This window comes from Micromonospora krabiensis (assembly GCF_900091425.1).
GTDB classification, from domain to species: Bacteria; Actinomycetota; Actinomycetes; order Mycobacteriales; family Micromonosporaceae; genus Micromonospora; species Micromonospora krabiensis.
In genome coordinates this window covers 3,596,437-3,622,184 of the sequence record NZ_LT598496.1, presented here as the reverse complement: position 1 = coordinate 3,622,184, position 25,748 = coordinate 3,596,437, and the positions used below count along the sequence as shown (strand labels likewise).

Here is a 25,748-nt window from a genome sequence, read left to right as displayed (position 1 = left end):
GTGGCAACCGGTCAGCCGGGGAGCAGGTCGCTGGGGAAGCGCTCGTGCCCCAGCACCCGCAGCAGTTGGAGCTTCTCGTAGCCCTCACTGCGCGGCGGCGCGGTGAGCACCAGCAGCGCCTGGGACTGGTCCTCGGTGAACAGCGCCTGGCAGTCCAGCTCGATCGGCCCCAGCTCGGGATGGACGAGCGTCTTGTGGTCGGCGAACCGCCGGCCGACCTCGTGCCGCTCCCACAGCTCGACGAACTCCGGGCTCGCCTTCCGCAGCGCCCGCACGAACTCGCCGGCCCGCGACTGCGGGCCCATCGACCCGTACGCGGCGCGCAACGTCGCCACCAGGGCGCGGCTCTGCCGGTCGCGGTCGTCCTCCGGGTAGCGCAGCCGTTCGGTGGGGTCGGTGAACCAGCGGTAGATCTCGCTGCGGGCCAGGCCGGTGTGGCCGGACCGGTCGCCGAACAGGGCGGCGGCCATCCGGTTCTGGACGAGCGTCTCGCCGAGGTTGGACAGGATCAGCGCCGGGGTGTCGTCGAGGCGGTCCAGCACCCGCAGCAGCGCCGGGGCGACGTGGGTGCCGGCCGGCACGGCGGTGGGCGCGTTGCGCCCGGCCACCTGGAACAGGTAGTCCCGTTCCCCGCCGGTCAGCCGCAGCGCCCGCGCGAGGGAGGCGAGCATCTGCTCGCTCGGCTGCGGGCCGCGCTGCTGCTCCAGGCGGGTGTAGTAGTCGGTCGACATCGCGGCGAGCGACGCGACCTCCTCCCGCTTCAACCCCGGGGCACGGCGCCGCGGACCGGGCGCCAGCCCGACATCCTCGGGCTGCAGCGCCTCGCGGCGGCGACGCAGGAAATCGGCGAGAGCGGCGCGGTCCATGACCCCAGTATCCGTCCGGTCGTGGCGTCAACCAGGGATCGCGGATCCCCCGATGAGCGCTCTCTTCCGCCGCTCCGCACCCCCGCGCACCGTGGAGACATGAACATCTCGGGAAACACCATCTTCATCCCCGGCTCGACGAGCGGGATCGGTCTCGCCCTTGCCCTGAAGCTGCGGGAGCGCGGCAACCGGATCATCATCGGCGGCCGGCGGGCGGACCTGCTGCGGCAGATCGCGGCGGAGTACCCGGGCATCGACACCGTGCAGATCGACACGGCGGACGCGGCGAGCATCGACGCCGCGGCGAAGGAGGTGCTGGCGCGGCACCCCGACCTGAACGTCCTGGTCACGATGGCTGGGATCATGCGGGCCGAGGACTGGCACCGGCCGGAGAGCTTCCTCGCCTCCGCCGAGGCCGTGGTGACCACGAACGTGCTCGGGCCGATCCGCCTGATCGCCGCGTTCGTCGAGCACCTGCAGACCCGGCCGGACGCCACGATCGTCACCGTCTCCTCGGGCCTCGCGTTCACCCCGCTCAAGGTCACCCCGAGCTACAACGCCTCCAAGGCCGCGATCCACATGCTCAGCGAGTCGCTGCGGCTCCAGCTCGCCGACACGAACGTGAAGGTGCTGGAGCTGGTGCCCCCGTCGGTGCGGACGGCGCTGATGCCCGGCCAGGAGACCAATGAGGTCGCGATGCCGCTCGACGAGTTCGTGGCGGAGACGGTCGAGCTGATCGAGACGCAGCCGGACGCGAAGGAGATCCAGGTCGAGCGGGTGAAGTTCCTCCGCTACGGCGAGGCGCGCGGCGACTACGAGCAGGTCGTCGCGGCCCTGAACGACAGCGATCCGCACGGGAAGTAGCTCGCGTCGCCCGGCTGCCCCGGCGGCTCAGAGGGCGTCGGGGAGGGTCACCGGGGCGCCGATCGGGAGCCAGCGCAGCGCCGACCGCACCTCGTCGGGTGCGGTGGCGAAGGCCCGCTCGACCGGCTCCCGGCCCTCGTGGAAGTGGCCCCAGCCCTCGTAGTGCACGGGCAGCACCGTCCGGGGGCGCAGCAGCCGGCACAGCTCGACGGCCTCCCGGGCGTCCATGCTGTAGCGGACCGGCCCGGTGACGCCGAACCGGACCGCTCCGAGGTGGAGCAGCGCCGTCCGGACGGTCAGCCGACCGGCCACCCGGCGCAGGCCGCCGTGCAGAACGGTGTCGCCGGTGATCCAGAACGCGTCGGGGCGGTCGGGCCGACGCAGGGCGAAGCCGGTCACCGGTCCGGTGATGGCGCGGCTGAGCGGGGGCCCGTGCCGGGCCGGCGTCGCGGTGACCAGCAGTCGACCGCTGTCGTACCCGATGGTGGTGGTCTGCCAGGGCGCGAGCCCGACGGCGTTGCCGCCCAGCCGGCGGGCCGCGGCCCTGGTCGTGAGCACGACGCGGGCGGCCGGGAGCAGCGCGCGCCCCGCCGTGTCCAGGTTGTCGCCGTGCTGGTCGTGAGTGAGCAGCACGGCGTCGATCGGCGGCAGGTCGCCGGCGGCCAGCGCGGGGCCGATGGTCTTGCGGGAGGCCGACCCCCACCCGAACGTGTACCGCCGGCCGGGCGGATCGAAGGTGGGGTCGGTCAGCAGCCGCAGCCCGTCGAGTTCGATGAGCGTGGTCGGCCCGCCGACGTGGGTGATCCGGACGTCGGTCATCGGCCTACCGGGCGTGCGCGAGGGCCCAGGTGAGGACCTCGTCGGCGATCTGCTGCCAGCCCTGCTGCGCCGGCAGCAGGTGCGCGTAGCCCGGGTACTCCTTGTGCTGGGTCACCGCGTCCGACGTGTAGTGCTGGGCGTTGGCGCGCTGGACGCTCGGCGGCATCAGGTGGTCCTCACCGCCGGAGACGAACAGCAGCGGGGCGCGGGCGTCGTTGGTGTAGTCGACCCAGGTGTCCTGGTGGCCGGGCCGGACGTTCGCCAGCAGGCTGCCCCAGAGGATCGAGGCGGAGGCCGGGATGTGGTAGCGCTCGTAGAGCGCGCGGGACTCCGGCTCGCTGAACGTGTTGGTGAACGCGTAGTGCCACTGCTGGTGCGTGAAGCCGATCGCCTTGTGCCGGTTTGCGGGGTTGCGCAGCACCGGGAAGGTCGACCTCAGCTGGGACAGGGGTGCCACCCTGACGCCCTCGGTGGGCGCCGAGTTGAGCACCACGCCGGTCGCGCCGAGGCCGTGGTCGAGCAGGATCTGAGTGAACACGCCGCCAGCCGAGTGCCCGATCAGGACGGGCGGCGTGGGCAGGGCGCGGACCACCGACTCCAGGTGGCTGACGATCTCCGGCACGGTGACCCGCGCGATCGGGCTCGGGTCGGCCCTCAGCGCCTCGACCTCGACCTCGAACCCCGGGTACGCGGGCGCGAGCACCCGGTAGCCCTGCTGCTCGTAGTGCGTCTTCCAATGCTCCCAGCTGCGCGGTGTCACCCAGAACCCGTGGATCAGAACGATCGTGTCGGGTGTCATCGGTCCTCCAGGCTGCCGGGAAGCGCACGGGCCGTTCTCAGTGTCGGCGATCCGGCCGGCTGTTCACCCGTGGATGACGAACCTTGGGGGATGACGCCTCCAACCCCATAACGGACGAACGGTGCCGTTCGCGGCAGCACCCATGCAGATTGCCGAAGGTGACGCCGGTCACAATGCGCTGGGTTGGTAAGTCTGTCGTCCGGCTCAGGCGTGGGGGAGGCGTGGAGCGAGAACGGAAGGAATTCGCGGCCTTTTACTCGGGTTGCCGGGACGACTGTTTGCGGGCTGTGGTCGCCGTCTCACGAGAGCCCGCCCTTGCGGAGGATCTCGTTGCGGAGGCCTTTTCCCGCGCCTGGGCGTCCTGGCCGAAGGTGCAGCGACATCCGGCGCCGGCAGCTTGGGTGGTCAGGACGGCCCTCAACCTCCGCGTCTCGTGGTGGCGCAGGCGTCGACGGGAGTCACCACTGGCAAACAGCGATGTCATCGGTTCCTACGAAGCGACCGGCTCGCATGAGGATTTGCTTACCCTCGTTCGCGGCCTGCCGCGGCGACAACGCGAGGTGGTCCTGCTTCGGGTTTGGCTCGATCTGGACGCACGAACGACCGCCGAGGTGCTGGGGATATCGGTGGGGACCGTTGGTGCTCATCTGTCTCGGGCGACCGCAGCTTTGCGGACTCATCTTATGAATTCAGATCTGGAGGAAGTGAGCTAGATGAACGACGAGCGGGTTGTCGAGGAACTGCGGCGGTCGGTCGCGGATGTGCGTATGACGCGGCCGCTCGACCGGATCGAGCAGCGGGGTCGTCAGCGGCGTCGTCATCGAGGGCTGCTGGGTGCCGTCGGAGGTGGGGGTGCGGTCGCGGTCATCGCCGGGCTGGCGTTGGCCCTGCCGGCAGCGACCCCTGCTCCGGAGGTGTCGACGGCTGGTGGGCCGTCTGGCGGGGCGTCCCTGACGCCTGTGGCGTTCGAGGTGAAGCGTCAGGCGGATCAGACTGTCGAGCTGATCCTGCATGATGAGGTGACTGATCCGCAGGCGCTGCGTGCGGCGCTCGCGTCCGCAGATGTGCCGGCGCAGGTGGAGATCGGCAAGCGTTGCACGCCGGTCGGTGCGGAACTGCCCGGGGCTGAGAAGGTCTATCGTGCCGAGGTTGCCGCGCCTGGATACGAGTTCGCATTCGTTATCACCCCGAAGGCGATGCCGGCCGGCAGCGAGCTGATCTTCAGTATCTTCCGTCCGAATCCCGCGGCCAAGGGGCACAAGATGGATGCCGCGCTCGTCGCTCGGGGTGCTGCAATGACGTGTGTGCCGATGCCGAGTCAGAAGTAGCCGGGTCTCGCCCGGGGCCGGGTTGGCCGAAACGGACGAACGGCGCCGTCGCGGGTGCGACGGCGCCGAACGGTGAACGAGATGTCAGCCCTGGCGGCTCTTCCACTGGGGGTTGGCGCGGTTGACCACGACCACCCGGCCGCGGCGGCGGACCACCACGGAGCCCGGCTTCTGCTTCAGCGACCGCAGCGAACTACGTACCTTCATGTCCTAATCTCCTCCGGCTCGGGTCCTGCCTCGTGCCGTACGCAGGGGAAAACGCCGACGCGCACCCGGGGATTCCCGGGTGCGCGTCGGCCCGGACGCGGTCAGCCGAGGTGCTTGTCGATCTCGGTCAGCTCCTCGTCGGTGAAATCGAGGTTGGCCAGCGCGGCGATGTTCGCCTCCAGCTGCGGGACGCTGCTCGCCCCGATGATGAGGCTGGTCATGCGCGGGTCGCGCAGCGCCCAGGCGAGCGCGAGCTGGGCGAGGGTCTGGCCGCGTCGCTCGGCGATCGCGCCCAGCGCGCGGATGGTCGCCATCCGCTTCTCGTCGAGGTCGCTCTCGTTGAGGAAGACGCTCGTACGGATGCGCGAGTCGGCCGGGATGCCGCCCAGGTAGCGGTCGGTCAGCAGGCCCTGCGCCAGCGGGCTGTAGGCGATGCAGCCCGCGCCGACCTCGGCCAGCGTGTCCAACAGGCCGTCCGCCTCGGTCCAGCGGTTGAGCATCGAGTAGGACGGCTGGTTGATCAGCAGCGGGGTGCCCAGGTCCCGCAGGATCGCGGCGGCGCGGGCGGTCTGCTCCGAGTTGTAGTTGGAGATGCCCACGTAAAGCGCCTTGCCGGAGCGGACGACGGCGTCGAGCGCCCCCATCGTCTCCTCCAGCGGCGTCTCCGGGTCGAACCGGTGGGAGTAGAAGACGTCGACGTAGTCCAGGCCCATCCGGCGCAGCGACTGGTCGAGCGAGGAGATCAGGTATTTGCGGGATCCCCACTCGCCGTAGGGGCCGGGCCACATCAGGTAGCCGGCCTTGCTGGAGATGACCAGCTCGTCCCGGTAGGGCCGCAGGTCGGTGGCGAGCAGCCGGCCGAAGTTCTCCTCCGCGGCGCCGGGCGGCGGCCCGTAGTTGTTGGCCAGGTCGAAGTGGGTGACGCCGAGGTCGAACGCGCGGCGGACGATGTCCCGCTGTCGGTCGAACGGGCGGTCGGGGCCGAAGTTGTGCCACAGGCCGAGGGAGATGGCGGGCAGCCGCAGGCCGCTGCGCCCGCTGCGCCGGTAGGTCATGGTGTCGTAGCGGTCGTCCGCGGCGAGATACGTCACGATCATGAGCCTAGTCGCCGTTACCGACAGGCTGCCCGGGAGCGTGACCAAGTGCGCCACCGCGGAGTTGACCCTCACGCCGGTACATCCGAGCGGGGGACACGATGGACGACATCACCGCCATGATCATGGACGACCACGCCGCGTTTCGGCGGGGCTTCGCCCGGCTGGACGACGCCCGCAGCGAGCAGGAGCTGCTGGCGATCTGGGACGCGCTCGCCCTGCACCTGGACATCCACGCGGAGGCCGAGGAGACGATCCTCTACCCGCACCTGGTGCGCCACGGCGACGACGGCGAGGCCGAGACCGCCGACGCGGTAGGCGACCACAACAAGATCCGCGACGCGATCGCCGAGTCGAAGCTGCACCCGGTCGGCTCCGACCAGTGGTGGGCGGCGGTCTGGCGGGCCCGCCGGGAGAACAGCGAGCACCTCGCCGAGGAGGAGGACGAGGCGCTGCCCGACTTCCGTCGGCACGCCGACACCGAGCTGCGGGCCGAGTTGGGCCGGCGGTGGCTGACCTTCTACGGCGAGCACAAGAACGGCCGGGACCTCGCGTTCGGCGACAAGGACCCGGAGCGGTACGTCCGCGAGCACCGCTGACATCTCCCCGTCGCGGGGGATCCGAGCGCCGGCCTCCGACGGGAGAATGAGCCGGTGAGCCCCCGAGCGGCCCTGGCCCCGCTGGTCGCCCCCAGCACCTGGCGACGCGGCGTCTTCCTGCTGCTCGGCGGGGTGCTGGTGCTGCCGTACCTGCTGCTCGTGGTGGCGTTCTCGCAGCTCTTCACGGGTCCCTCGGTGCCCCGGTCGCTGGCGGTCGCCCTGCTCGTGGTGGCCGCGGTGATCGGCGTGGTGCCGCTGCTGCTCGACGGCAGCCGGGCGCTGGAGATCGCCGCCGCCCGGGCGCTGCTCGGCGTGGACCTGCCCGACCCGACGCCCGGGCACCGCGCCGACCGGGAGACCCGGCTGCGCGCCGCGCTCTGGATCGCCACCCACCTGCTCGTCGGCGGGCTGGTGATGTTCGCGCTGCTCAGCGCCGTGCCGATGGCGCTGGCCTTCATCGCCCAGCAGTTCGGCATCGGCGCCGAGCTGATCAGCGAGGAGCGGTTCGGCCCGCTGGACGGTCGGGACTCCGGCTGGCTCACGCTGACCGGGGTGCTGCTGCTGGTCGGTGTGGGCTACGCCGTCGCCGGCCTCGGCGCGCTGGCCGCGTCGATGGCGCCGGTGCTGCTCGGGCCGGCGCCCGCCGAGCGGATCGCCGCGCTGGAGGCCCGCGCCACCCGGCTCGCCGAACGCAACCGCCTGGCCCGGGAACTGCACGACTCGGTCGGCCACGCGCTCACCGTGGCCACCCTCCAGGCCGGGGCGGCCCGGGAGCTGCTGGACACCGACCCGGAGTTCGTCCGTCGGGCGCTGACCGCGATCGAGGAGGCCGGCCGCACCGCCATGGACGAGCTGGACCACGTGCTCGGGCTGCTCCGGGAGCCGGACGCCGGCCGGCCCGCGGTGACGCCGACGCGTACCCTCGCCGACCTGGACCGGCTCGTCGCCGACACCCGCGCGGCCGGCCTCGCGGTGGACGCGCGGCGCGCCGGCGACCCGGCCGCGCTCCCGGCTGCGGTCTCCCGAGAGGGCTACCGGATCGTCCAGGAGGGGCTGACGAACGCGGCCCGGCACGGCCGGGGGCCGGTGCGGCTGCGGCTCGACGTCGGGCCGGACACGCTGGAGCTGGAGCTGGTCAACGAGTTGGTGCCGGCTCCGCGCGGGGCGGTCCTGGCGCGGGGCGGTCGGGGCCTGGACGGAATGCGGGAGCGGGTGCTGCTGCTCGGCGGCGTGCTGACCGCCGGCCCGCGGGGGGACCGGTGGCACGTCCGGGCCCGGCTGCCGTACCAGGGGGCGCGGTGACCGTCGGGGTGCTGATCGTCGACGACGACGAGCTGATCCGGGTGGGCCTGCGGGCGATCATCGACGCCCAGCCGGACCTGCGGGTGCTCGCCGAGGCCGCGGATGGCGCCGAGGTGCTGCCGCTGGTCGCCCGCCACCGGCCCGCGGTGGTGCTCATGGACGTGCGGATGCCCGGGATCGACGGCATCCAGGCCACCCGGCGGCTGCTCGCCGCGTCCGCCGACCCGCCGCGGGTGCTGGTGGTGACCACCTTCGCCAACGACGAGTACGTCTACGACGCGCTGCGCGCCGGCGCCAGCGGCTTCCTCTTGAAGCGGGCCCGGCCGGCGGAGGTGGTGGAGGCGGTGCGCGTGGTCGCCGCCGGCGAGTCCCTGCTCTTCCCGGCCACGATCCGGCAGCTGGTCGGGGCGTACGGCGGGCGCGGCGCCGACCGGCTGCGCGCGGCCCGGCTGACCGAGCGAGAGGCCGAGGTGCTGCGGCTGATGGCCGCCGGACTGTCCAACTCGGAGATCGCCGCGCACCTGGTCCTCGGTGGGGAGACGGTGAAGACGCACGTCGGGAACGTGCTGGCCAAGCTGGGGGTGCGCGACCGCACGCAGGCGGTGATCGCCGCGTACGAGTCCGGCTTCGTCATGCCGTCCGGCTGAGGCCGCCGTCCGGCGCTCGGCTGGGCTCCCCCGGCCCGGGGAGCGGGTTCCCCGGCGTACGGGAGGGTTTGGCGGCCGCACCGGCCGAGGCTGAGGAACATGACAGTCCTCGATGCATCACCTCGGCCGGCGGTCCGCTGGCCGGACCGACTCGCCCCGCTGGCGGCCGGCTGGCTCGGCCTCTGGGGCGTCCTCGCACTGGTCGCCACGCTCACCGGCGACGGCTACCCGTTCGGCGCGAACGACCCGGACGGCGGCGACAACCTCCTCCGACTGATCCCGGTCCGGCTCGGCGCGCCGGTGTTCGCCGCGCTGCTGCTGACCGGGGCGGTGGCCGCGCTGGCCATGAGCCGACCGGCGGTCCGTACGTCCCGCCCGCTGCGGGCACTGCTCGCCGGCTACGGCTGGGCCGTCGCCTTCGTCCTCGCCGTGGTCGTCCCGGACCTCCAGGTTCTGATCATCCTCGGCTACGCCCCGATGCTGATCATCGGTGCGCCCTTCGGTTGGCCGCCGGTCGACTACGCCGAGGTCTTCACCTGGGCACTCTTCGCCCGGTTCGCGGCCGCCGTGGGCGGGCTGCTGCTGGCCGGCGCGGTGCTGATCTGGCTGCGTCGCACCGCGAACGCCTGCGTGGCGTGCGGTCGGGTCGACGCCCGGCGGGGCTGGCGGACCCCGGCCGCCGCCGCCCGCTGGGGTCGGTGGGCCGCCGGCATCGCCGCGATCATCCCCGTCGGGTACGCGCTGACCCGGTTCGCCTGGGCGGTCGGAATCCCGCTCGGCATCTCCCGCTCGTTCCTGACCGAGATGCAGCAGAGCGGCCTGGTCTGGGCGGGTCTGGGGCTCGGCGCCTTCGCCACCGTCGGCGCGGTCCTCACCCTCGGCCTCGTCCAACGCTGGGGCGAGCGCTTTCCCGGCTGGATGCTCGGGCTGGCGGGGCGGCCGGTGCCGGTGCGGCTCGCGGTGGTGCCGGCCACCGTGGTCGCCGTCGCGGTCACCGCGGCCGTCTTCGGGATCATGACCAACCCGGCCTTCTGGGAGTCGGCCGGGGGCGACGGGTTCAGCCTGGCCACCGCGCCGGTGCTGCTCTGGCCGGCCTGGGGGCCGGCGCTGGGCCTCGCCACGTACGCGTACCACCTGCGCCGCCGGGGCGCCTGCCCGCGCTGCGGGCAGGACTGAGGGTGGGAGCGGGGGTACCCGGCAACGTACGGGCACCCCCGCTCCTCGCGAGCTAGCGTGGGCGGGTGACTGCGCCCAACCCGGTTATCCCGGTCCCACCGGCCGACCTGCCCGGCACGCTCGGCGAGCTGAAGGCGGCCGGCCACCGTTACCGCACCGTCAAGCAGGAACTCCGCGACAACCTACTGGCCCGGATGCGCGCCGGCGCCGACCGTTTCCCCGGCATCGTCGGCTACGACGACACCGTGCTGCCCGAGGTCGAGCGGGCGCTGCTCGCCGGACACGACGTGGTGCTGCTCGGCGAACGCGGCCAGGGCAAGACCCGACTGATCCGCTCGCTCGCCACGCTGCTGGACGAGTGGACCCCGGTCATCCCCGGCTCGGCGCTCAACGAGCACCCGCTGCACCCGCTCACCCCGGCCTCCGTCGCCCAGGTCGCCGAGGCCGGCGACGACCTGCCGGTCGGCTGGCTGCACCGGTCGATGCGCTACGGCGAGAAGCTCGCCACCCCCGACACCAGCGTCGGTGACCTGATCGGTGACGTCGACCCGATCCGGATCGCCCAGGGGCGCACCCTCGGCGACCCGGAGACGATCCACTTCGGCCTGGTGCCGCGCACCAACCGGGGCATCTTCGCCGTCAACGAGCTGCCCGACCTCGCCGAGCGGATCCAGGTGGCCCTGCTCAACGTGCTGGAGGAGCGCGACATCCAGGTCCGTGGCTACCAGCTGCGGCTGCCGCTGGACCTGCTGCTGGTGGCCAGCGCCAACCCGGAGGACTACACCAACCGGGGCCGGATCATCACCCCGCTCAAGGACCGGTTCGGCGCGGAGATCCGCACCCACTACCCGGTCGACCTGGACCTGGAGCTGGCCCTGATCCGTCAGGAGGCGGACCTGGTCGCCGAGGTGCCGGAGCACGTTCTGGAGGTGCTGGCCCGGTTCGCCCGGGCGGTGCGGGAGTCACCGTCGGTGGACCCACGCTCCGGCGTCTCCGCCCGGTTCGCCATCGCCGCCGCCGAGACCGTGGCCGCCGCCGCGCTGCGCCGCTCCGGTCTGCTGGCCGCCGGCTCCGCGTCCGATGCCGGCGACCCGGCGGTACGCCCCGAGGCCCCGGTGGCCCGGGTCGGTGACGCGGTGTCGGTGACCTCGACGCTGCGCGGCAAGGTCGAGTTCGAGAGCGGCGAGGAGGGGCGGGAGATCGAGGTCCTGGCCCACCTGCTGCGGACGGCCACCGCCGAGACGTTCCGGGCCCGGCTGGCCGGGCTGGACCTGTCCGGCTTCACCGAGCTCGTCGCCGAGGGGGCGGTGATCGAGACGGGCGAGCTGGTCGGCTCCGCGGACCTGCTGCGCCAGGTCGGCACCGTGCCCGGCCTGGCGAAGGTGCTGGACCGGCTCGGCATGGGCGACGCGCCCACCCCCGAGGAGGCCGCCGCCGGAGTCGAGTTCGTGCTGGAAGGGCTGCACCTGACGCGCCGGCTCGGCAAGGACGTCACCGACACCGGGCGCACCGTCTACGGCGGTCGGGGCTGAGCATGGCCGGCAACCGGTTCCGGTACGGGCAGTGGCGCGGCGGGCCGGACCCGCTGGCACCCCCGTACGACGTGCGTGCGGCGGTCGACGCGGTCGGCTCCGAGGTGCTGGCCGGCGGCAGCCTGCGGGAGGCGCTGCGGGACCTGCTGCGCCGGGGTCCGCAGGGGCGCGGCGGCCTCGACGAGCTGGCCGCCCGCGCCCGGCGGCTGCGCCGGGAGGCGCTGCGCCGGGGCGACCTGGACGGCGCGGTGACCCGGTCCCGTGCCCTGCTCGACCAGGCGCTCGCCGCCGAACGCGACGAGCTGCGCGGCCGGGACGACGACGCGGCGCGGTTCGCCGAGGCGGTGCTGGACAACCTGCCGCGCTCCACCGCCCGGGCCGTGCAGGAGCTGGCCGGCTACGAGTGGGCCAGCGACGAGGCGCGCCGCTCGTACCAGCAGATTCTCGACGGGCTGCGCGACGACGTGCTGGGCCAGCGGTTCGCCGGGCTGCGGGACGCCGTCCGCGCCTCCGCCGACCCGGCGGCCCAGCAGCGGCTGGCCGAGATGATGCGGGACCTGAACGACCTGCTGGCGCGGCACGCCCGCTCGGAGGACACGACGGACGCGTTCGCCGAGTTCATGCGGCGGCACGGCGAGTTCTTCCCGGAGCAGCCGGCGAACGTCGACGAGTTGGTCGACGTGCTGGCGCGGCGGTCGGCGGCCGGTGAGCGGCTGATGCGGTCGCTGTCCGACCGGCAGCGCGAGGAGCTGGCCGGGCTGATGCGGCAGTCGCTGGGTGACCGGCTGGCCGGCGAGCTGGCCACGCTCGACGGTCACCTGCGCGCGCTGCGGCCCGACCTGCGCTGGAACCGGGGCGAGCGGGTGCGGGGCGAGCAGCCGCTCGGTTACGGCGAGGCCGCGGGCGCGCTGGACGAGATCGCCGAGCTGGACGACCTGCTCGACCAGCTCGACCAGGAGCACCCGGGCGCGACCCTGGACGACGTCGACGTGGACGCGGTGGCCCGGACGCTGGGCCGCGACGCTGCCGACGACGTACGCCGGCTGCGGGAGCTGGAACGGGAGCTGCGCCGGCAGGGCTGGGTGAGCCGCGACGCGGACGGCCTGACCCTGAGCCCGAAGGCGCTGCGCCGCCTCGGCGGCACCGCGCTGCGGCGGGTCTTCGCGGACCTCACCGCCGGGCCGCGCGGCCAGCACGACCTGCGCTCGGCGGGCGCCGCCGGCGAGGTGAGCGGCGGGTCCCGACCCTGGGAGTACGGAGACGAGCAGCCGCTGGACGTCGTCCGCACCCTGACCCGGGCGGTGCGCCGCGCCGGGCCGCAGGTGCCGGTGCAGTTGGCGGTCGAGGACTTCGAGGTGGTGGAGACCGAACGGCGGTCGTCGGCGGCGGTGGCGCTCTGCGTCGACCTGTCGTACTCGATGATCTCCCAGGGGCGGTGGGGGCCGATGAAGCAGACGGCGCTCGCCCTGTCGCACCTGATGGCGACCCGGTTCCCGCAGGACGCGTTGCAGATCATCGGGTTCGGCCGGCAGGCCCTGCCGCTGAGCCAGCAGGAGTTGGCCGGCATCGACCCGGACTTCGAGCAGGGCACCAACCTGCAGCACGCCCTGCGGCTGGCGGCCCGGCACCTGCGCCGCCACCCGGACGCCGAGCCGGTGGTCCTGGTGGTCACCGACGGTGAGCCGACCGCCCACCTGGACCCGGACGACGGTGAGCCGCTGTTCCACTGGCCGCCGCTGCCGGAGACGATCGAGGCGACGATCCGGGAGGTCGACCGGCTGGCCCGCTACGGGGCGACGCTGAACCTCTTCATGCTCGGCGACGACCCGGGGCTGCGCCGCTTCGTGGACGCGGTGGCCCGCCGCAGCAAGGGCCGGATGTTCACGCCGGACCCGGACGACCTCGGCGAGTACGTCGTCTCCGACTACCTGCGCTCCCGCCAGTCCCGCCGCTGAAGCCCCACCGCGCGCTCACCCCGCCCGGGCCGCGCCCGGGCCGCGCCCGGTCCGCGTCGATCATGCAGGTGTGGTGCCGGACAGAGGGTGCACGTCCGGGTGAACCGGGCACCACACCTGCATGATCGACGGGGTGGGGCGGGGTTGACTGACTGGGTGGACAGCGGGAGGTTGCGCCAGACGTACGACGAGTTGCTCGCGGAGATCGACGCGGGTGGGTTCGGACCGCCACCCGAGGGCCAGTTGAGCGCCGAGCAGATCGTCGCTCACCTCGCCGCCAACGACGAGCTGATGTGCGAGGCGAGCGAGGCGGTGCTGGCCGGGTCGCCGTTCGCCTACTACGACCTGGAGACGATCCACCGCCCGCAGGTCGACGCGCTGGTCGTCGAGTGCGGCGGGCTGGACGGGGTGGCCGCCCTGTTCCGGGCAACCAGCCAGAAGCTCTGCGCGCTGACCGACCGGCTCGGCCTGGCCGCGGAGACCCCGGTCGAGACACACCTGCGGGAGGGCTACGACCTGAACGTCGACGACTCGCTGCCCTGGGGCCGCACCCTCGACCTGCACACCACCGTCCACCTCCCCAAACACCTGGCCCAACTCCGCCTCCTCCGCCCCTAACCCCCACCCCCACCCCCCTAACCCCCACCCCCACCCCCCCTCGCCCCCACCCCCCACCCCCTGCCCCCGGCCCTCCCGCCCTCTCGTCCCGCGATCTTGCAGTTTCGGCCCCCCGGACGCCCGATCTGCGAGCTTTGTCGGGGCGGGAAGTGCAAGATCGCGAGGGCACCTGGCGGGGCGGGCGGGGCGGGCGGGGTGGGTTAGGGGAGGGGGTGGCGGAAGGTTCGGCGGTAGGTGGACGGGGCGACGCCGAGGCGTACGTGGAGTTGCTGGCGCAGGGCCGACGCGGTGCCGAAGCCGGAACGGCGGGCCACCTGGTCGATGCTCAGGTCGGTGCTCTCCAGCAGCAGTCGGGCGTGCTCGGTGCGCTGCTGGAGCAGCCACTGCGCCGGGCTGAGCCCGGTCTCGGAGCGGAACCGCCGGGTGAAGGTGCGGACGCTCATCCGCGACTGTTCGGCCAGGTCACGCAGGCTGACCTGCTCGTGCAGCCGCTGCCGGGCCCACTCGCGGGCGGTGGCGGTGCTGGTGTCGGCGACCTTCGGCACCGGTCGCTCGATGTACTGGGCCTGCCCGCCCTCCCGCCACGGGGGCACCACGCAGCGCCGGGCCGCCCGGTTGGCGACCTCGGTGCCGTGGTCGGTGCGGATCACGTGCAGGCAGAGGTCGATGCCGGCGGCCACCCCGGCCGAGGTGAGCACCCGGTCGTCGTCGATGAAGAGCACGTCCGGGTCGAGGTCGACGTGGGGGTGCAGGCGGCGGAACCGGTCGGCGTACGCCCAGTGGGTGGTGGCCCGGCGCCCGTCGAGCAGGCCGGCGGCGGCGAGCACGAAGGCGCTGGTGCAGATCGACATGATCCGCGCGCCCCGGTCGTACGCGGCGCGCAGGGCGGCGGCCACCTCCCCGTCCAGCGTCCCGTCGGTCAGCGGGGCCCCCTCGTGGATGCCGGGGACGATCACGGTGTCCGCCGTCTCGATCAACTCCAGCCCGTGGTCGGGGAGGACCTGGTAACCGGCCGTGCTGCGGACCGGCCGGCCGCCCGGGGTGCAGACGTCGACCGTGTAGAGCGACCGGCCGTGGGCGTCCCGGGCGGTGCTGAAGACCTGGGCGGGGGTGCCGAGGTCGAGGCCGACGACGTCGTCGAGGGCGAGGACCGCGATCCGGTGCGGCGAGAAGGTCATGGCCCAATTGTTGCGCATGTTGGCTTCCCGGCCACTCGTCGCGGGGGCCCCGGTTTCCGAGACTCGTACCGTGACCCGTGTACGCCGTCTCCATCCCGCCTGGCTCGTCGCCGCCGTGGCCTTCGTCGCGCTGGTCGGCGCCGCCGGCTTCCGCGCCACCCCGTCGGTGCTGCTGCACCCGCTGCACGCCGAGTTCCGCTGGCCGCTGGCCACCATCTCCGCCGCCGTGTCGGTCAACCTGCTGCTGTACGGCCTGACCGCACCGTTCGCCGCCGCGCTGATGGACCGGTTCGGCATCCGGCGTGTCGTCGCGACCGCGCTGCTGCTGGTGGCCGCCGGCAGCGGACTGACCGTGTTCATGAACGCGAGCTGGCAGCTCATCCTCTGCTGGGGTGTGCTCGTCGGGCTGGGCACCGGCTCGATGGCGCTGGCCTTCGTGGCGACCGTCACCGGCCGCTGGTTCGTCCGGCGCCGGGGCCTGGTAACCGGTGTGCTCACCGCCGGCGGCGCGGCCGGTCAGCTGGTGTTCCTGCCGCTGCTCGCCCTGCTGGTGCGCGACCACGGCTGGCGGACCGCAGCGCTCGTCGTGGCCGGGGCCGCGCTGCTGGTCGTACCGCTGGTGGCCTGGCTGCTGCGCGAGCACCCGGCGGATCTGGGGCTGCCGGCGTACGGCGCCACCGAGGTCCTTCCCGCGCCGGCGCCGGCCGGCGGGGCGGCCTCCCGAGCGCTCGGCGCGCTGGCCCAGGCGGCCCGGACCCGCCCGTTCTGGCTGCTCGCCGGCGGCTTCGCGATCTGCGGTGCCACCACCAACGGCCTGGTCGGCACCCATTTCGTGCCCGCCGCGCACGACCACGGCATGCCGGAGACCACGGCGGCCGGCCTGCTGGCGCTCGTCGGCCTCTTCGACATCGTCGGCACCATCGCCTCCGGCTGGCTCACCGACCGGGTGGACAGCCGCCTGCTCCTGGGCGCCTACTACGCGCTGCGCGGCGCGTCGCTGCTGGTGCTGCCCGGTCTCTTCGCGGACTCCGCGCGGCCGAGCATGCTGGTGTTCATCATCTTCTACGGCCTGGACTGGGTGGCCACCGTGCCGCCGACCGTGGCGCTGTGCCGGGAGTACTTCGGCGACGCCGGAGCGGTCGTCTTCGGCTGGGTCTTCGCCTCGCACCAGCTCGGCGCGGCGCTCGCCGCCACCGGCGCGGGCCTGGTCCGGGACCGCCTCGGCGACTACGCGCTGGCCTGGTACGTGGCCGGCGCGCTGTCGATCGCGGCGGCCGGGCTGTCGCTGTTACTGCGCCGTCGCCGCGCCGGCGGGGTGGAGCCGGTGTCGGTGCTGGTCAGCGCCGGGCCGGTGGCGCGGAAGGCGTGGAGCTACCGCGGCTGAGACGCCTCAGCCGAGGGTCCACTGCTGCTGCCGGACGGCGCCGTCGCACAGTTGCTGCCGCACCGAGTCGCCGGCCTCCGCGCCGTCGTCGTCGGCCTGACCGCACTTGCCGCTGTGGACGGCGACCAGCAGCAGCGGGCCCGTCCCGGTCGGTGCCAGCCGCCACTGCTGGTTGGGCTGGCCGTGGCAGGGGAACTGCTGGAGCCGCGCGCCGTCGTCCGGGCTGCCGCCCTCGACGTCGAGGCACTGCCCGTAGGCCGCGTTGGTCAGCGTCACCACGTCCGCCGTGACGGGGCTGACCACCCACTGCTGCTCCGGGCCGCCCGAGCACGCGGCGAGTTCTGCCTCGGCCTTCTCGCCGTCGCCGTCCAGAGCGAGGCAGAGCCCGGAGGTGACCGCCCGGAGCACGGTGGGGCCGCCGGGCTGCGCGGGGGCGGTGGGCGTCGGCGACGGGGCGCTCGCCGACGGGCTCGGCGAGCCCGTCGTGGCGGTCGGTGTCGGCCCGCCCGCCGCCGGCGACGTCACCGGGCCGGTCGCGGGGGTGTCCACGGCCGCCGGCTTCGTCGGGCCGTCGTCGTCGCGGAACACGCCGGTGGCGAAGAGCACCCCCAGGAGCACGCCGACGAGCCCGACCGCGAGCGCCACCCGCATCAGTGGGTCCCGGGGCGGGCCGGGGCGCGCCGGACGTGGGCTCCCGTAGACGGTGCCGGGTGGGTCGGGCCGGTCGGCCGGGTCGGACATGCGGCCATCCTGACCCATGCCGGTCACCCGGGGCCAGTCGCCACCGCCCGCCGGCCCGGCGGACACCGCTCAGTCGACGACCCGTACGTCCTTCCAGAACGCCACCCGGTCACGGACCATCTCCGCCTCCGGCTTGGGGTCCGGGTAGTACCAGACCGCGTCGGCGCTCGTCCGCCCGTCGTGTTCGAGCGTGTAGTACGACGCGGTGCCCTTCCAGGGGCACACGGTGTGGGTGTCCGACTCGCGGATCAGGTCGTCGCGGAGGGCGGCGCGGGGAAAGTAGTGGTTGCCCTCCACCAGCACGGTGTCGTCGCTCTCGGCGACGACCAGGTCGTTCCAGACGGCTCTCGGCATGCCACCCACGCTATGCCGACGGGCGGCACACGACCACCGGCACCTCGTTTCAGCGGCCCGGCTCGGGGTCGGTGACGTCGGCGACGGTCGCGCCGAGCACCGCCAACGCCGCGTCCGCGTCGACCGCGACGGCCACGCCGTGCTCGCCGGCGCCGAGGGTGATGGTGCGGCCGCGGACCCGCTCGTCGGCCACGACGGGCCAGGCCGTGGTGGCGCCGAACGGGGTGATGGTGCCGCGCTCGTAGCCGGTGACGTCCTTCGCGGTCGCCGCGTCGGGCATCGAGAGGCGGTTCACGCCGAGCAGCGCGCGCAGCTTGGGCCAGGAGATGACCCGCCCGCCGGGGGTCAGGACGAAGAGGTGGTCGTCCGGGCCACGCCGCACGACGATCGTCTTCACCACGTCGGGGATCTCGACGCCGCGCACCGCCGCCGCCTCGGAGAGGCTCGTCACCGGGCCGTGCCGGATCACCCGGTAGGGGAGCCCGGCGGCGTCGAGAGCGGTGATCGCGGCAGACGGCATGCGGGCACGGTAACCCTTCCGGAGCTGGCCGGAAGTGTGAAAAGGCCAACGTGGACAACGGGTGCTTCGGGCAACGAGGAGCGTACAGTGATCACATGTGCGCCGTCCGTGTGGATCATGTACCGGTGGACCACGACAGTGCGGTGGACCTGCTGCGACGGTCGTACGCGGCGGTGCCACCCGGGGAGAAGGTGCGGCTCGCCAAGCGCACCTCCAACCTGTTCCGGCCCCGCGCCGCACCACAGGTCCCCGGCCTGGACGTCAGCGGCCTGACCGGCGTGCTCCGGGTGGACCCGACCGCCCGCACGGCCGACGTGCAGGGCATGTGCACGTACGAGGACCTCGTCGACGCGACCCTGCCGCACGGCCTGATGCCGCTGGTCGTGCCGCAGTTGCGCACGATCACGCTGGGTGGGGCGGTCACCGGTCTGGGCATCGAGTCGACCTCGTTCCGCAACGGGTTGCCGCACGAGTCGGTCACCGAGCTGGACGTGCTCACCGGATCCGGCGAGATCGTCACCGCCCGGCCCGACGGCGACCACGCCGATCTCTACGCGGCCTTCCCCAACTCGCTGGGCAGCCTCGGCTACGCCACCCGGCTGCGCATCGAGCTGCAACCGGTCCGCCGCTACGTGGCGCTGCGCAACATCCGGTTCACCCGGCTGGAGGAGCTGGTCGACGCGATCGCCGAGGTGACCGCGACGCGGGCCTGGGCGGGGATGCCGGTGGACGCGATGGACGGGGTGATGTTCAGCCCCGGCGAGGCATACCTGGTTCTGGCCACCTTCACCGACGAGGTCGAGCGGCCCAGCGACTACACCGGGCAGGACATCTACTACCGGTCCCTGCGCCGGCGCACCCGCGACACCCTGACCACGTACGACTATCTCTGGCGGTGGGACACCGACTGGTTCTGGTGTTCCGCCGCGTTCGGTGTGCAGCACCCGGTGGTCCGCCGGCTCTGGCCGGCGCGGTGGCGGCGCAGCGACGTCTACCACCGGTTGGTCCGGCTGGAGCACCGCTACGGTGTCGCCGCCCGGGTCGACCGCCTGCGCGGCCAGCCCGCCCGCGAGCGGGTCGTGCAGGACGTGGAGATCCCACTGGAGCGGACGGCCGACTTCCTGCGTTGGTTCGCGGGCAACGTCGGGATGGCCCCGGTCTGGCTCTGTCCACTGCGACTGCGTGAGCCGGCGGGCCCCGGCTCGGCCCGGTCCTGGCCGCTGTATCCGCTGCGGCCGGGGCAGGACTACGTCAACATCGGTTTCTGGGGGACCGTGCCGATGGCCGAGGGCGCCGCCGACGGCGACGTCAACCGGTCGATCGAACGCACGGTGTCGGAGCTGGGTGGGCACAAGTCGCTCTACTCCGACGCCTACTACGACCGGGACTCCTTCGACCGGCTCTACGGCGGGGCCACGTGGCGCGCCGTGCGGGACCGGTACGACCCGGAGCACCGGTTCACGGGACTGTACGAGAAGGCGGTAGCACGAGCATGAGCCTGACCGACCGAGACCAGGGGGCGGCGAGCGTCCCCGGCACACCGCCGGCGGGGGGCCGGCGTCCCGTTCCGACCGTGGCGGACGTGGTCCGCACGGTGACGAGCGGCGACCTGCCGGTGCGGATCACCGGCTACGACGGCAGCGCCGTCGGCCCGGCCGACGCCGGGATCACCCTGTCCATCCGGACCGAGCGGGGACTGTCCTACCTGCTCACCGCGCCCGGTGACCTGGGCATGGCCCGCGCCTACGTGAGCGGCGACCTGGCCCTGGAGGGCGTGCACCCGGGCGACCCGTACGAGGCGCTGCGGGTGCTCAAGGACGAGATGACGCTGCGCCTGCCGCCGCTGGCGGACGCGCTGAGCCTGGTGCGCGGGCTGGGCTGGGAGCGGCTGCGTCCGCCGCCGGCCCCGCCGCAGGAGGCGCAGCCGCGGTGGAAGCGGGTCGTGAACGGGATGCGGCACTCCCGCACCCGGGACAGCTCCGCGATCTCGCACCACTACGACGTGTCGAACGCCTTCTACGAGAAGGTGCTGGGCCCGTCGATGACGTACACCTGCGCGGTCTTCCGATCGCCGGAGGACACGCTGGAGCAGGCCCAGGCGTCGAAGTACGACCTGGTCGCCGGCAAGCTGGCGCTCAAGCCCGGGATGCGGCTGCTCGACGTGGGCTGCGGCTGGGGCGGCATGGTCCGGCACGCGGCCCGCGAGTACGGCGTGAAGGCGCTCGGCGTGACCCTGTCGAAGGCGCAGGCCGAGTGGGCGCAGGCGGCGATCGAACGGGAGGGGCTGACCGAGCTGGCGGAGGTGCGACACCTGGACTACCGGGACGCGCCGCGCGAGCAGTTCGACGCCGTCTCCTCGATCGGCCTGACCGAGCACATCGGGGTGCGCAACTACCCGGCCTACTTCGGCTTCCTCCGGGACCGGCTGCGGCCGGGCGGCCGGCTGCTCAACCACTGCATCACCCGCGCGAACAACCGGGCGCCGCACCGCTCCGGCGCGTTCATCGACCGGTACGTCTTCCCGGACGGCGAGCTGGCCGGCCCGGGCCGGTTGATCAGCGAGGTGCACGACGCGGGGTTGGAGGTGCACCACGAGGAGAACCTCCGCCAGCACTACGCGCTGACGCTGGCCGGCTGGTGCCGCAACCTCGTCGACAACTGGGACTTCTGTGTCTCGGAGGTCGGCACGGGCACCGCCCGTGTGTGGGGCCTGTACATGGCGGGTTCCCGGCTGGCGTTCGAGCGCAACGAGATCCAGCTGCACCAGGTGCTGGCGACGCGCAACGAGCCGGACGGGGTCAACGGCTACCCGTTGCGCCCCGACTGGCTGCCCTGATCCGTACCCGTCGCGAGAAAGGCCGCGCGTGACGCGCGGCCTTTCCTCGAACCGATTGACAAACAAGTTTTGTACGTACAAACTGATTTTGCCATGAGAGACGTCCTGTACCTGGAGCAGATCGAGCAGGCCGAGACCCTGCTCAAGCCGCAGCGTGTCGAGATCCTGCGGCAGTTGGCCGAGCCCCGCACCTGCACCGAGGTCGCGGCCCGGCTGGAGCAGACCCCCCAGCGCGTCTACTACCACGTCAAACAGCTGGTCGCGGCCGGTCTCGTCGACCTCGTCGCCGAGCGCAAGGTCCGGGGCATCACCGAGGGCATCTACCAGGCCGCCGCCCGGTCCTACTGGCTCTCGCCCCGGCTGGTGGGGCGCATCGGGCTGCGTCGGGCACGCGACGAGCTGAGCCTCGGCTACCTGCTCGACCTGATGGAGGACGTCCAGGCCGACATCGCCGCGCTCGACCGCGCCGCGCCCGAGCTTCCCTCGGTGGGCGTGTCCGGCGAGATCCGGGTGCCGGCGGAGCAACGCCAGCAGTTCCTGCACGACCTGCAGACCGCTCTGCAGGACCTGTTCACCCGCTACGGCGGCGCCGAGGGAGACGCCTTCAAGCTCGCCGTGGCCTGCTACCCGAAGGGGAACGACCGTGACTGAACCGATGAAGCTGAGCGCCCGTCTGGCGGCCCCGATCGAGGCCGTCCGCAGGGCGGTCACCGACCCCGCCGAGCTGCGCGTGTGGCTGGCCGAACACGCCGAGGTCGAGCTGCCGCGGCGGTACGAGTTCTGGGGCCGTTACACGCCCGACGGCGACGCGCCCCACCAGCGGCTGCTGCACGCCGACGACGACACGGTGCGCTTCGCCTGGCTGCTCGGCGGGGTGGAGACCACCACGGAGTTCCAGCTGAGCGCCGAGGGCCCCGAGGCGACGGTCATCACGGTGAGCCAGAGCCACTTCGACTTCGCCGAGGCGATCAGCGGCACCGGCAGCATCCGGGGCGTGCTCCAGACCTTCTGGAGCCTGTCGATCGCCAACCTCGCTGCCCACCTGGAGGGTCGGGCGCAGCTGCCGAAGGTCGACTTCACCAGCGCGGAGATGCGCGGCGAGCTGCTGATCGACGCGCCGACGGCCAAGGTGTACGAGTCGCTGACCAACTCGGAGCAGGCCACCGCCTGGTTCGGCTACCCGATCGGCATCGAGCCCTGGGTCGGCGGCCGCTATGCGATGGGTGGCTTCGAGGCCGGCTACGCGGCCAAGGTCGTCGACCTCGACCCGGGCCGGAAGCTGTCGGTCGACTGGGGCCCGACCGGGGTGACGACCTGGGAGCTGGCGGAGTCCGGCGGGAAGACCAAGCTCACTTTCGTGCAGAGCGGCTTCGACGAGACCAACCCGCCGTACGCGGCCTGGGCCGGCTCGGTCGCGGGCCTGGGCGAGCTGCGCCGCTACCACGAGATGGCGGACTGGCGGCCGATCTGGATCGCCGAGGAGGTGCCGGGCCTGGAGCCCGCTCCGGCGAGCACTGCCGGCTGAGCCCGGCCGGCCGCCGAGCCGGGGCTCACCGGGGCCACCTGCCACGACCGGGGCCGCCGGCCGGAACCCGGGCCCGATCATCTTCAGACCGAAGCGCCTGACGCCACCGTGCGGTCAGGCGCTTCGGCGTGTCGGGAGGCCGTGCGGCGAGTCGGACATCTCGCCATCCGGCGCGTCCGACCGGGCCACCGGCCCACTGACGGCCGGATCAGGCAAGACGGCACCCATATCTCCTGAACATGGGACAATTTCACCATAGGGCGCGAATCGATCTGCGTACCGGAGAACTCCGTCGGGAGTCCCTTCGGCGCGCAGCGCCCTCGCGCGCCCGCATCCGCCGCGGCTGGCCGAGTCCCGCCGCCGGTTCCGGGCTCGGAATGACATCTGAGAAGGGAGCAGCAGTGATGATGGGACGTACGCGGATCTGGGCCGTGACCGTCGCCGCCGGCGCGGCGGTGGCGGTCGGCGCCATCGGGACCGCCGCGATGGGTGACGGCAAGCACGACTCAGGCGACCAGCGCGAGTCGCACGACCAGCGCGACGGCGACTGGGGCGACTCCGGCGACTCGCGGCACGACAAGGACCGAAAGCTGAACCTGCGGGCGCACCTGAGCGGCTACGAGGAGGACCCGCTCACGATCTCCACCCCGGGCAGCGGCCGGTTCGAGGCGCGGGTCGACGAGAAGCGCCAGGAGATCACCTACCGGCTGAGCTACGAAGACCTGAAGGACGTCCAGCAGGCGCACATCCACTTCGGTGGGCGGCACCAGAGCGGCGGGGTGGCGGTCTTCCTCTGCTCGAACATCAAGGACGGGAAGGGCGGCCCGTCGAAGGACGTCCAGTCCTGCCCGCAGGCCCCGGCCACGATCAAGGGCACCATCAAGCCCGAGGACGTCGTCGGCCCGGCCGACCAGGGCATCGAGCCGAAGGAGTTCGACGAGCTCGTCGACGCGATCGAGGCCGGTGTCACCTACGTCAACGTGCACACCAAGAAGTACCCGAACGGCGAGATCCGCGGCCAGATCAAGGTCGAGGACGAGCGGGACGGCAAGCACGAGGACGAGCGGGACGGCAAGCACGAGGACCGGAACTGGGACGCCAGCGACAGCCGGGCCTGGGAGTCGGACGACGAGGGCCGGCACGAGGACTCCGACTGGGGCTCCGACAAGGGTGACGAGGACTCGCACTGGGGCTCGGGCAAGGGTGACGAGGGCTCGGACTGGGGTTCGGGCAAGGGTGACGAGGGCTCGGACTGGGGTTCCGACAAGGGTGACGAGGGCTCCGACTGGGGCTCGGACAAGGGCGACGAGAAGGGCTCCGACTGGGGTTCCGACAAGGGCGACGAGGGCTCCGACTGGGGCTCGGACAAGGGCGACGAGAAGGGCTCCGACAAGGGCTCTGACAAGGGCGACAAGGGTTCGGAGAAGGGCGACGACCACGACGGTGGCTGGGCCGACGACGAGGCCTGATCCTCCTCGGCATCCGACCGACCCGACGCCCGACCCGTCCCGACGGGTCGGGCGTTCGGCCGTGCCGGACCGGAAGGTGACGAACCGGGCCCGGCGGGGTACTGGCCTCGGATGTTCTTCATCTTCGGGTTCCGCACGAAGGTCGACCGGTCCGGTGTGGCGCAGCAGGTCTGCCGCAACTGCGGCAACTCGGCCGCGCAGGTGGTGACCCGTCGACGGACGTCGTTCACCCTGTTCTTCGTACCGCTGATTCCCGTCCGCACGCGGTACGTGCAGCAGTGCACCTACTGCGGCGCGGAGTACGCCGTCCCGGCGGCCGACGCCCGTCGCGTCGCCGTCGGCTGAGTCCACGGTGGCCCGCTTCCCCCACAACCGCTCCACCGGCCGGTAGTCGCGGACGCACGGCCCGGATACGCCCGACCGGCCAGCCCTCACCTCGGAGCCTGTGATCTCCACCCTGCGCCGCCCGCGTACCCGCCCGCGGCACCTAGGCTCGAAGGCTGCCTTGCGGAGGGGGAGAAGCGTTGCGTAACCACCCGGCCGTCGTGCTGGTCGCCGTCCTGCTGTCCACCGTCTCGCTGCCGATCTCGCTGACCGGCGCGTCGGTCGCGCTGCCGGACATCGGCCGTGACCTCGACGCCGGACTGGCTCCCGTGCAGTGGGTGGTGAACGGGTACAACGCGACCTTCGCCAGCTTCATGCTCGCGAGCGGGGCGCTCGCCGACCTGCTCGGCCGGCGCCGGGTGTTCACGGTCGGAGTGGCGATCTTCGCCGGCTCCGGGCTGCTCGGCGCGGCGGCCAACGACATCGTGCTGCTCAACGCGGCCCGGGCGCTGGCCGGCGTGGGTGCGGCCGCCGCCGCGACCAGCGCCTCCGCGCTGCTGGCCGGGGCCTTCCACGGCCGAGCCCGGGCCCGTGCGTTCAGCCTCTTCGGCACGGCCATCGGCGTCGGCCTGGCGTTCGGCCCCTCGATCGCCGGGCTGCTCGTCGACACCCTCGGGTGGCGGGCGGTGTTCGCCGTGCCGGCCCTGGCCGTGCTCGTGGTGCTCGCCCTGGTCCCGCTGCTGACCGAGTCCCGGGCGCCCGAGGCCGGGCGGATCGACTGGCCGGGCACCGTGACGTTCACCGCCGCGCTGCTGCTGCTGATCTTCGGCTTCGTGCAGGGGCCCGAGTTCGGCTGGTACGACCTGCGGATCGTGGCCGCGTTCGTCGGAGCCGTCGGGCTGCTGGCCCTGTTCGTCCGGGTCGAGCGCCGCCGTGCGGAGCCGATGTTCGACCTCGCCCTGCTGGCCAGCCCGCGTTTCCTGGGTATCTGCCTGGCCGCCGCCACCATCGTCGCCGTGCTGGTGCCGCTGCTGGTCTACCTGCCGTCGTACCTGACGACGGTGGTCGGACTGACGCCCGGCGCGGCCGGCGTCACGCTGATCCTGCTCACCGCCCCGACCCTGGTCCTGCCGCTGCTGACCGGGGTGCTGACCCGGCTGGTCCCGCCCCCGCTGGTGATCGTGGTGTCGGTGGCCGTGGTGGCGGTCGGCGCGGGCTGGGCCACGGTGCTCGGCCCGCACAGCGATACCGGCGCGCTGGCCGGTCCGCTGCTCACCATCGGTGTCGGGGTCGGGCTCTCCATCGGCCTGCTCGACCAGTTGGCGATCGGCAGCGTGGCACCGAGCCGGGCGGCCACCGGGGCCGGCATGATCAATACGGCTCGGCTGGCCAGCGAGACCATCGCCATCGCGGTGGTCGGCGCGGTCCTGGCCAGCACCACCGCCGGCCGGCTCGACGATCCCGGCTTCACCGGCGGACTCCACGCGGTGCTCTGGACGATGGCCGGGGTTGCCCTCCTCGCGGCGCTGGTCGTCACGGTCCTGGTACGTCGGAAGGCGCCGGCACCCCTGGTCGACGCCGGTCGCGTCTGAGCGGGCCGGCGCGGGGCGC

27 protein-coding genes are annotated in these 25,748 nt (G+C 73.1%); 18 read left to right on the top strand and 9 right to left on the bottom strand.

All coding sequences use genetic code 11. From position 1 onward, the window contains the following. Positions 1 to 11: 11 nt before the first annotated feature. Positions 12 to 866: a helix-turn-helix transcriptional regulator gene (locus tag GA0070620_RS16365; protein ID WP_091591873.1), complete on the bottom strand. Its 855-nt coding sequence runs from the start codon at positions 864 to 866 to the stop codon at positions 12 to 14. A 99-nt stretch (positions 867 to 965) separates the two neighbouring features. Here GA0070620_RS16365 and GA0070620_RS16360 point away from each other — a divergent pair, with 99 nt between their 5' ends. Then, positions 966 to 1,730 (top strand): SDR family oxidoreductase, encoded by a 765-nt coding sequence (locus GA0070620_RS16360; RefSeq protein ID WP_091591871.1) that lies wholly within the window; start codon positions 966 to 968, stop codon positions 1,728 to 1,730. Between the two features lie 27 nt (positions 1,731 to 1,757). Here GA0070620_RS16360 and GA0070620_RS16355 read toward each other — a convergent pair whose 3' ends face one another. After that, positions 1,758 to 2,549, bottom strand: coding sequence for an MBL fold metallo-hydrolase (locus GA0070620_RS16355; RefSeq protein WP_091591869.1), 792 nt, complete (start codon positions 2,547 to 2,549; stop codon positions 1,758 to 1,760). A 4-nt stretch (positions 2,550 to 2,553) separates the two neighbouring features. After that, complete coding sequence (locus tag GA0070620_RS16350) at positions 2,554 to 3,348, bottom strand: alpha/beta hydrolase (RefSeq protein WP_091591866.1); 795 nt, start codon at positions 3,346 to 3,348, stop codon at positions 2,554 to 2,556. 173 nt (positions 3,349 to 3,521) lie between these two features. On the opposite strand from GA0070620_RS16350, the gene GA0070620_RS16345 reads away from it, so the two are divergent. After that, positions 3,522 to 4,061, top strand: coding sequence for a sigma-70 family RNA polymerase sigma factor (locus GA0070620_RS16345; RefSeq protein ID WP_091591864.1), 540 nt, complete (start codon positions 3,522 to 3,524; stop codon positions 4,059 to 4,061). Further along, a complete protein-coding gene (locus tag GA0070620_RS16340) occupies positions 4,062 to 4,676 on the top strand; it encodes a hypothetical protein (RefSeq protein ID WP_091591862.1) in 615 nt (204 codons plus the stop codon). A gap of 84 nt (positions 4,677 to 4,760) precedes the next feature. On the opposite strand, the gene GA0070620_RS16335 is transcribed toward GA0070620_RS16340, so the two are convergent. Together GA0070620_RS16335 and mgrA are read right to left on the bottom strand one after the other, a co-directional pair. Further along, a complete protein-coding gene (locus GA0070620_RS16335; RefSeq protein ID WP_091591861.1) occupies positions 4,761 to 4,883 on the bottom strand; it encodes a 50S ribosomal protein L36 in 123 nt (40 codons plus the stop codon). 101 nt (positions 4,884 to 4,984) lie between these two features. Then, the gene (gene mgrA, locus GA0070620_RS16330) at positions 4,985 to 5,980 is read right to left on the bottom strand and encodes an L-glyceraldehyde 3-phosphate reductase (RefSeq protein ID WP_091591859.1); all 996 of its coding nucleotides are present in this window, start codon (positions 5,978 to 5,980) and stop codon (positions 4,985 to 4,987) included. A gap of 98 nt (positions 5,981 to 6,078) precedes the next feature. Here mgrA and GA0070620_RS16325 point away from each other — a divergent pair, with 98 nt between their 5' ends. From GA0070620_RS16325 to GA0070620_RS16295, 7 genes are all read left to right on the top strand, one after another. Continuing rightward, positions 6,079 to 6,576 (top strand): hemerythrin domain-containing protein, encoded by a 498-nt coding sequence (locus GA0070620_RS16325; protein ID WP_091591856.1) that lies wholly within the window; start codon positions 6,079 to 6,081, stop codon positions 6,574 to 6,576. Between the two features lie 54 nt (positions 6,577 to 6,630). Then, positions 6,631 to 7,878, top strand: coding sequence for a sensor histidine kinase (locus GA0070620_RS16320; RefSeq protein ID WP_091591853.1), 1,248 nt, complete (start codon positions 6,631 to 6,633; stop codon positions 7,876 to 7,878). Then, positions 7,875 to 8,525 carry a response regulator gene (locus tag GA0070620_RS16315; protein WP_091591851.1) on the top strand — a complete coding sequence of 217 codons (651 nt, stop codon included), beginning with the start codon at positions 7,875 to 7,877 and terminating at the stop codon, positions 8,523 to 8,525. The genes GA0070620_RS16320 and GA0070620_RS16315 overlap by 4 nt, the downstream gene beginning before the upstream one ends. A 99-nt stretch (positions 8,526 to 8,624) precedes the next feature. Continuing rightward, positions 8,625 to 9,701: a hypothetical protein gene (locus GA0070620_RS16310; RefSeq protein WP_091591849.1), complete on the top strand. Its 1,077-nt coding sequence runs from the start codon at positions 8,625 to 8,627 to the stop codon at positions 9,699 to 9,701. A 65-nt stretch (positions 9,702 to 9,766) separates the two neighbouring features. Continuing rightward, entirely contained in the window at positions 9,767 to 11,233 is a 1,467-nt protein-coding gene (locus GA0070620_RS16305; RefSeq protein WP_091591846.1) for a sigma 54-interacting transcriptional regulator, read from the top strand. Between the two features lie 2 nt (positions 11,234 to 11,235). After that, positions 11,236 to 13,188: a VWA domain-containing protein gene (locus GA0070620_RS16300; RefSeq protein WP_091591841.1), complete on the top strand. Its 1,953-nt coding sequence runs from the start codon at positions 11,236 to 11,238 to the stop codon at positions 13,186 to 13,188. Positions 13,189 to 13,344: 156 nt separating this feature from the next. Further along, positions 13,345 to 13,806: a hypothetical protein gene (locus tag GA0070620_RS16295; RefSeq protein WP_091591838.1), complete on the top strand. Its 462-nt coding sequence runs from the start codon at positions 13,345 to 13,347 to the stop codon at positions 13,804 to 13,806. A 200-nt stretch (positions 13,807 to 14,006) separates the two neighbouring features. Here the strand turns inward: GA0070620_RS16295 and GA0070620_RS16290 are convergent, their stop codons facing one another. Then, the gene (locus GA0070620_RS16290) at positions 14,007 to 15,002 is read right to left on the bottom strand and encodes a GlxA family transcriptional regulator (RefSeq protein WP_091591836.1); all 996 of its coding nucleotides are present in this window, start codon (positions 15,000 to 15,002) and stop codon (positions 14,007 to 14,009) included. Between the two features lie 52 nt (positions 15,003 to 15,054). On the opposite strand from GA0070620_RS16290, the gene GA0070620_RS16285 reads away from it, so the two are divergent. Continuing rightward, the gene (locus GA0070620_RS16285) at positions 15,055 to 16,368 is read left to right on the top strand and encodes an MFS transporter (protein ID WP_091591833.1); all 1,314 of its coding nucleotides are present in this window, start codon (positions 15,055 to 15,057) and stop codon (positions 16,366 to 16,368) included. Between the two features lie 6 nt (positions 16,369 to 16,374). Here GA0070620_RS16285 and GA0070620_RS16280 read toward each other — a convergent pair whose 3' ends face one another. The 3 genes from GA0070620_RS16280 to GA0070620_RS16270 form a co-directional block, all read right to left on the bottom strand. Further along, positions 16,375 to 17,109 (bottom strand): RICIN domain-containing protein, encoded by a 735-nt coding sequence (locus tag GA0070620_RS16280; protein ID WP_091598841.1) that lies wholly within the window; start codon positions 17,107 to 17,109, stop codon positions 16,375 to 16,377. A gap of 69 nt (positions 17,110 to 17,178) precedes the next feature. Beyond that, entirely contained in the window at positions 17,179 to 17,463 is a 285-nt protein-coding gene (locus GA0070620_RS16275; RefSeq protein ID WP_091591831.1) for a DUF427 domain-containing protein, read from the bottom strand. Between the two features lie 49 nt (positions 17,464 to 17,512). Next, complete coding sequence (locus tag GA0070620_RS16270) at positions 17,513 to 17,983, bottom strand: aminoacyl-tRNA deacylase (RefSeq protein ID WP_091591829.1); 471 nt, start codon at positions 17,981 to 17,983, stop codon at positions 17,513 to 17,515. Between the two features lie 95 nt (positions 17,984 to 18,078). On the opposite strand from GA0070620_RS16270, the gene GA0070620_RS16265 reads away from it, so the two are divergent. From GA0070620_RS16265 to GA0070620_RS16235, 7 genes are all read left to right on the top strand, one after another. Further along, the gene (locus tag GA0070620_RS16265; RefSeq protein WP_091591827.1) at positions 18,079 to 19,479 is read left to right on the top strand and encodes an FAD-binding oxidoreductase; all 1,401 of its coding nucleotides are present in this window, start codon (positions 18,079 to 18,081) and stop codon (positions 19,477 to 19,479) included. Continuing rightward, a complete protein-coding gene (locus GA0070620_RS16260) occupies positions 19,476 to 20,819 on the top strand; it encodes a class I SAM-dependent methyltransferase (protein ID WP_091591825.1) in 1,344 nt (447 codons plus the stop codon). Before GA0070620_RS16265 ends, GA0070620_RS16260 begins: the two co-directional genes overlap by 4 nt. A 93-nt stretch (positions 20,820 to 20,912) precedes the next feature. Continuing rightward, positions 20,913 to 21,470: a winged helix-turn-helix domain-containing protein gene (locus GA0070620_RS16255; RefSeq protein WP_091591823.1), complete on the top strand. Its 558-nt coding sequence runs from the start codon at positions 20,913 to 20,915 to the stop codon at positions 21,468 to 21,470. Beyond that, positions 21,463 to 22,344, top strand: coding sequence for an SRPBCC family protein (locus tag GA0070620_RS16250; RefSeq protein ID WP_091591821.1), 882 nt, complete (start codon positions 21,463 to 21,465; stop codon positions 22,342 to 22,344). The genes GA0070620_RS16255 and GA0070620_RS16250 overlap by 8 nt, the downstream gene beginning before the upstream one ends. A gap of 404 nt (positions 22,345 to 22,748) precedes the next feature. Continuing rightward, entirely contained in the window at positions 22,749 to 23,813 is a 1,065-nt protein-coding gene (locus GA0070620_RS16245) for a CHRD domain-containing protein (protein WP_172836444.1), read from the top strand. Between the two features lie 111 nt (positions 23,814 to 23,924). Continuing rightward, positions 23,925 to 24,158, top strand: coding sequence for a zinc-ribbon domain-containing protein (locus GA0070620_RS16240; protein WP_091591816.1), 234 nt, complete (start codon positions 23,925 to 23,927; stop codon positions 24,156 to 24,158). A gap of 179 nt (positions 24,159 to 24,337) precedes the next feature. Beyond that, positions 24,338 to 25,729: an MFS transporter gene (locus GA0070620_RS16235; protein WP_091591814.1), complete on the top strand. Its 1,392-nt coding sequence runs from the start codon at positions 24,338 to 24,340 to the stop codon at positions 25,727 to 25,729. The last annotated feature ends 19 nt before the right edge of the window (positions 25,730 to 25,748 follow it).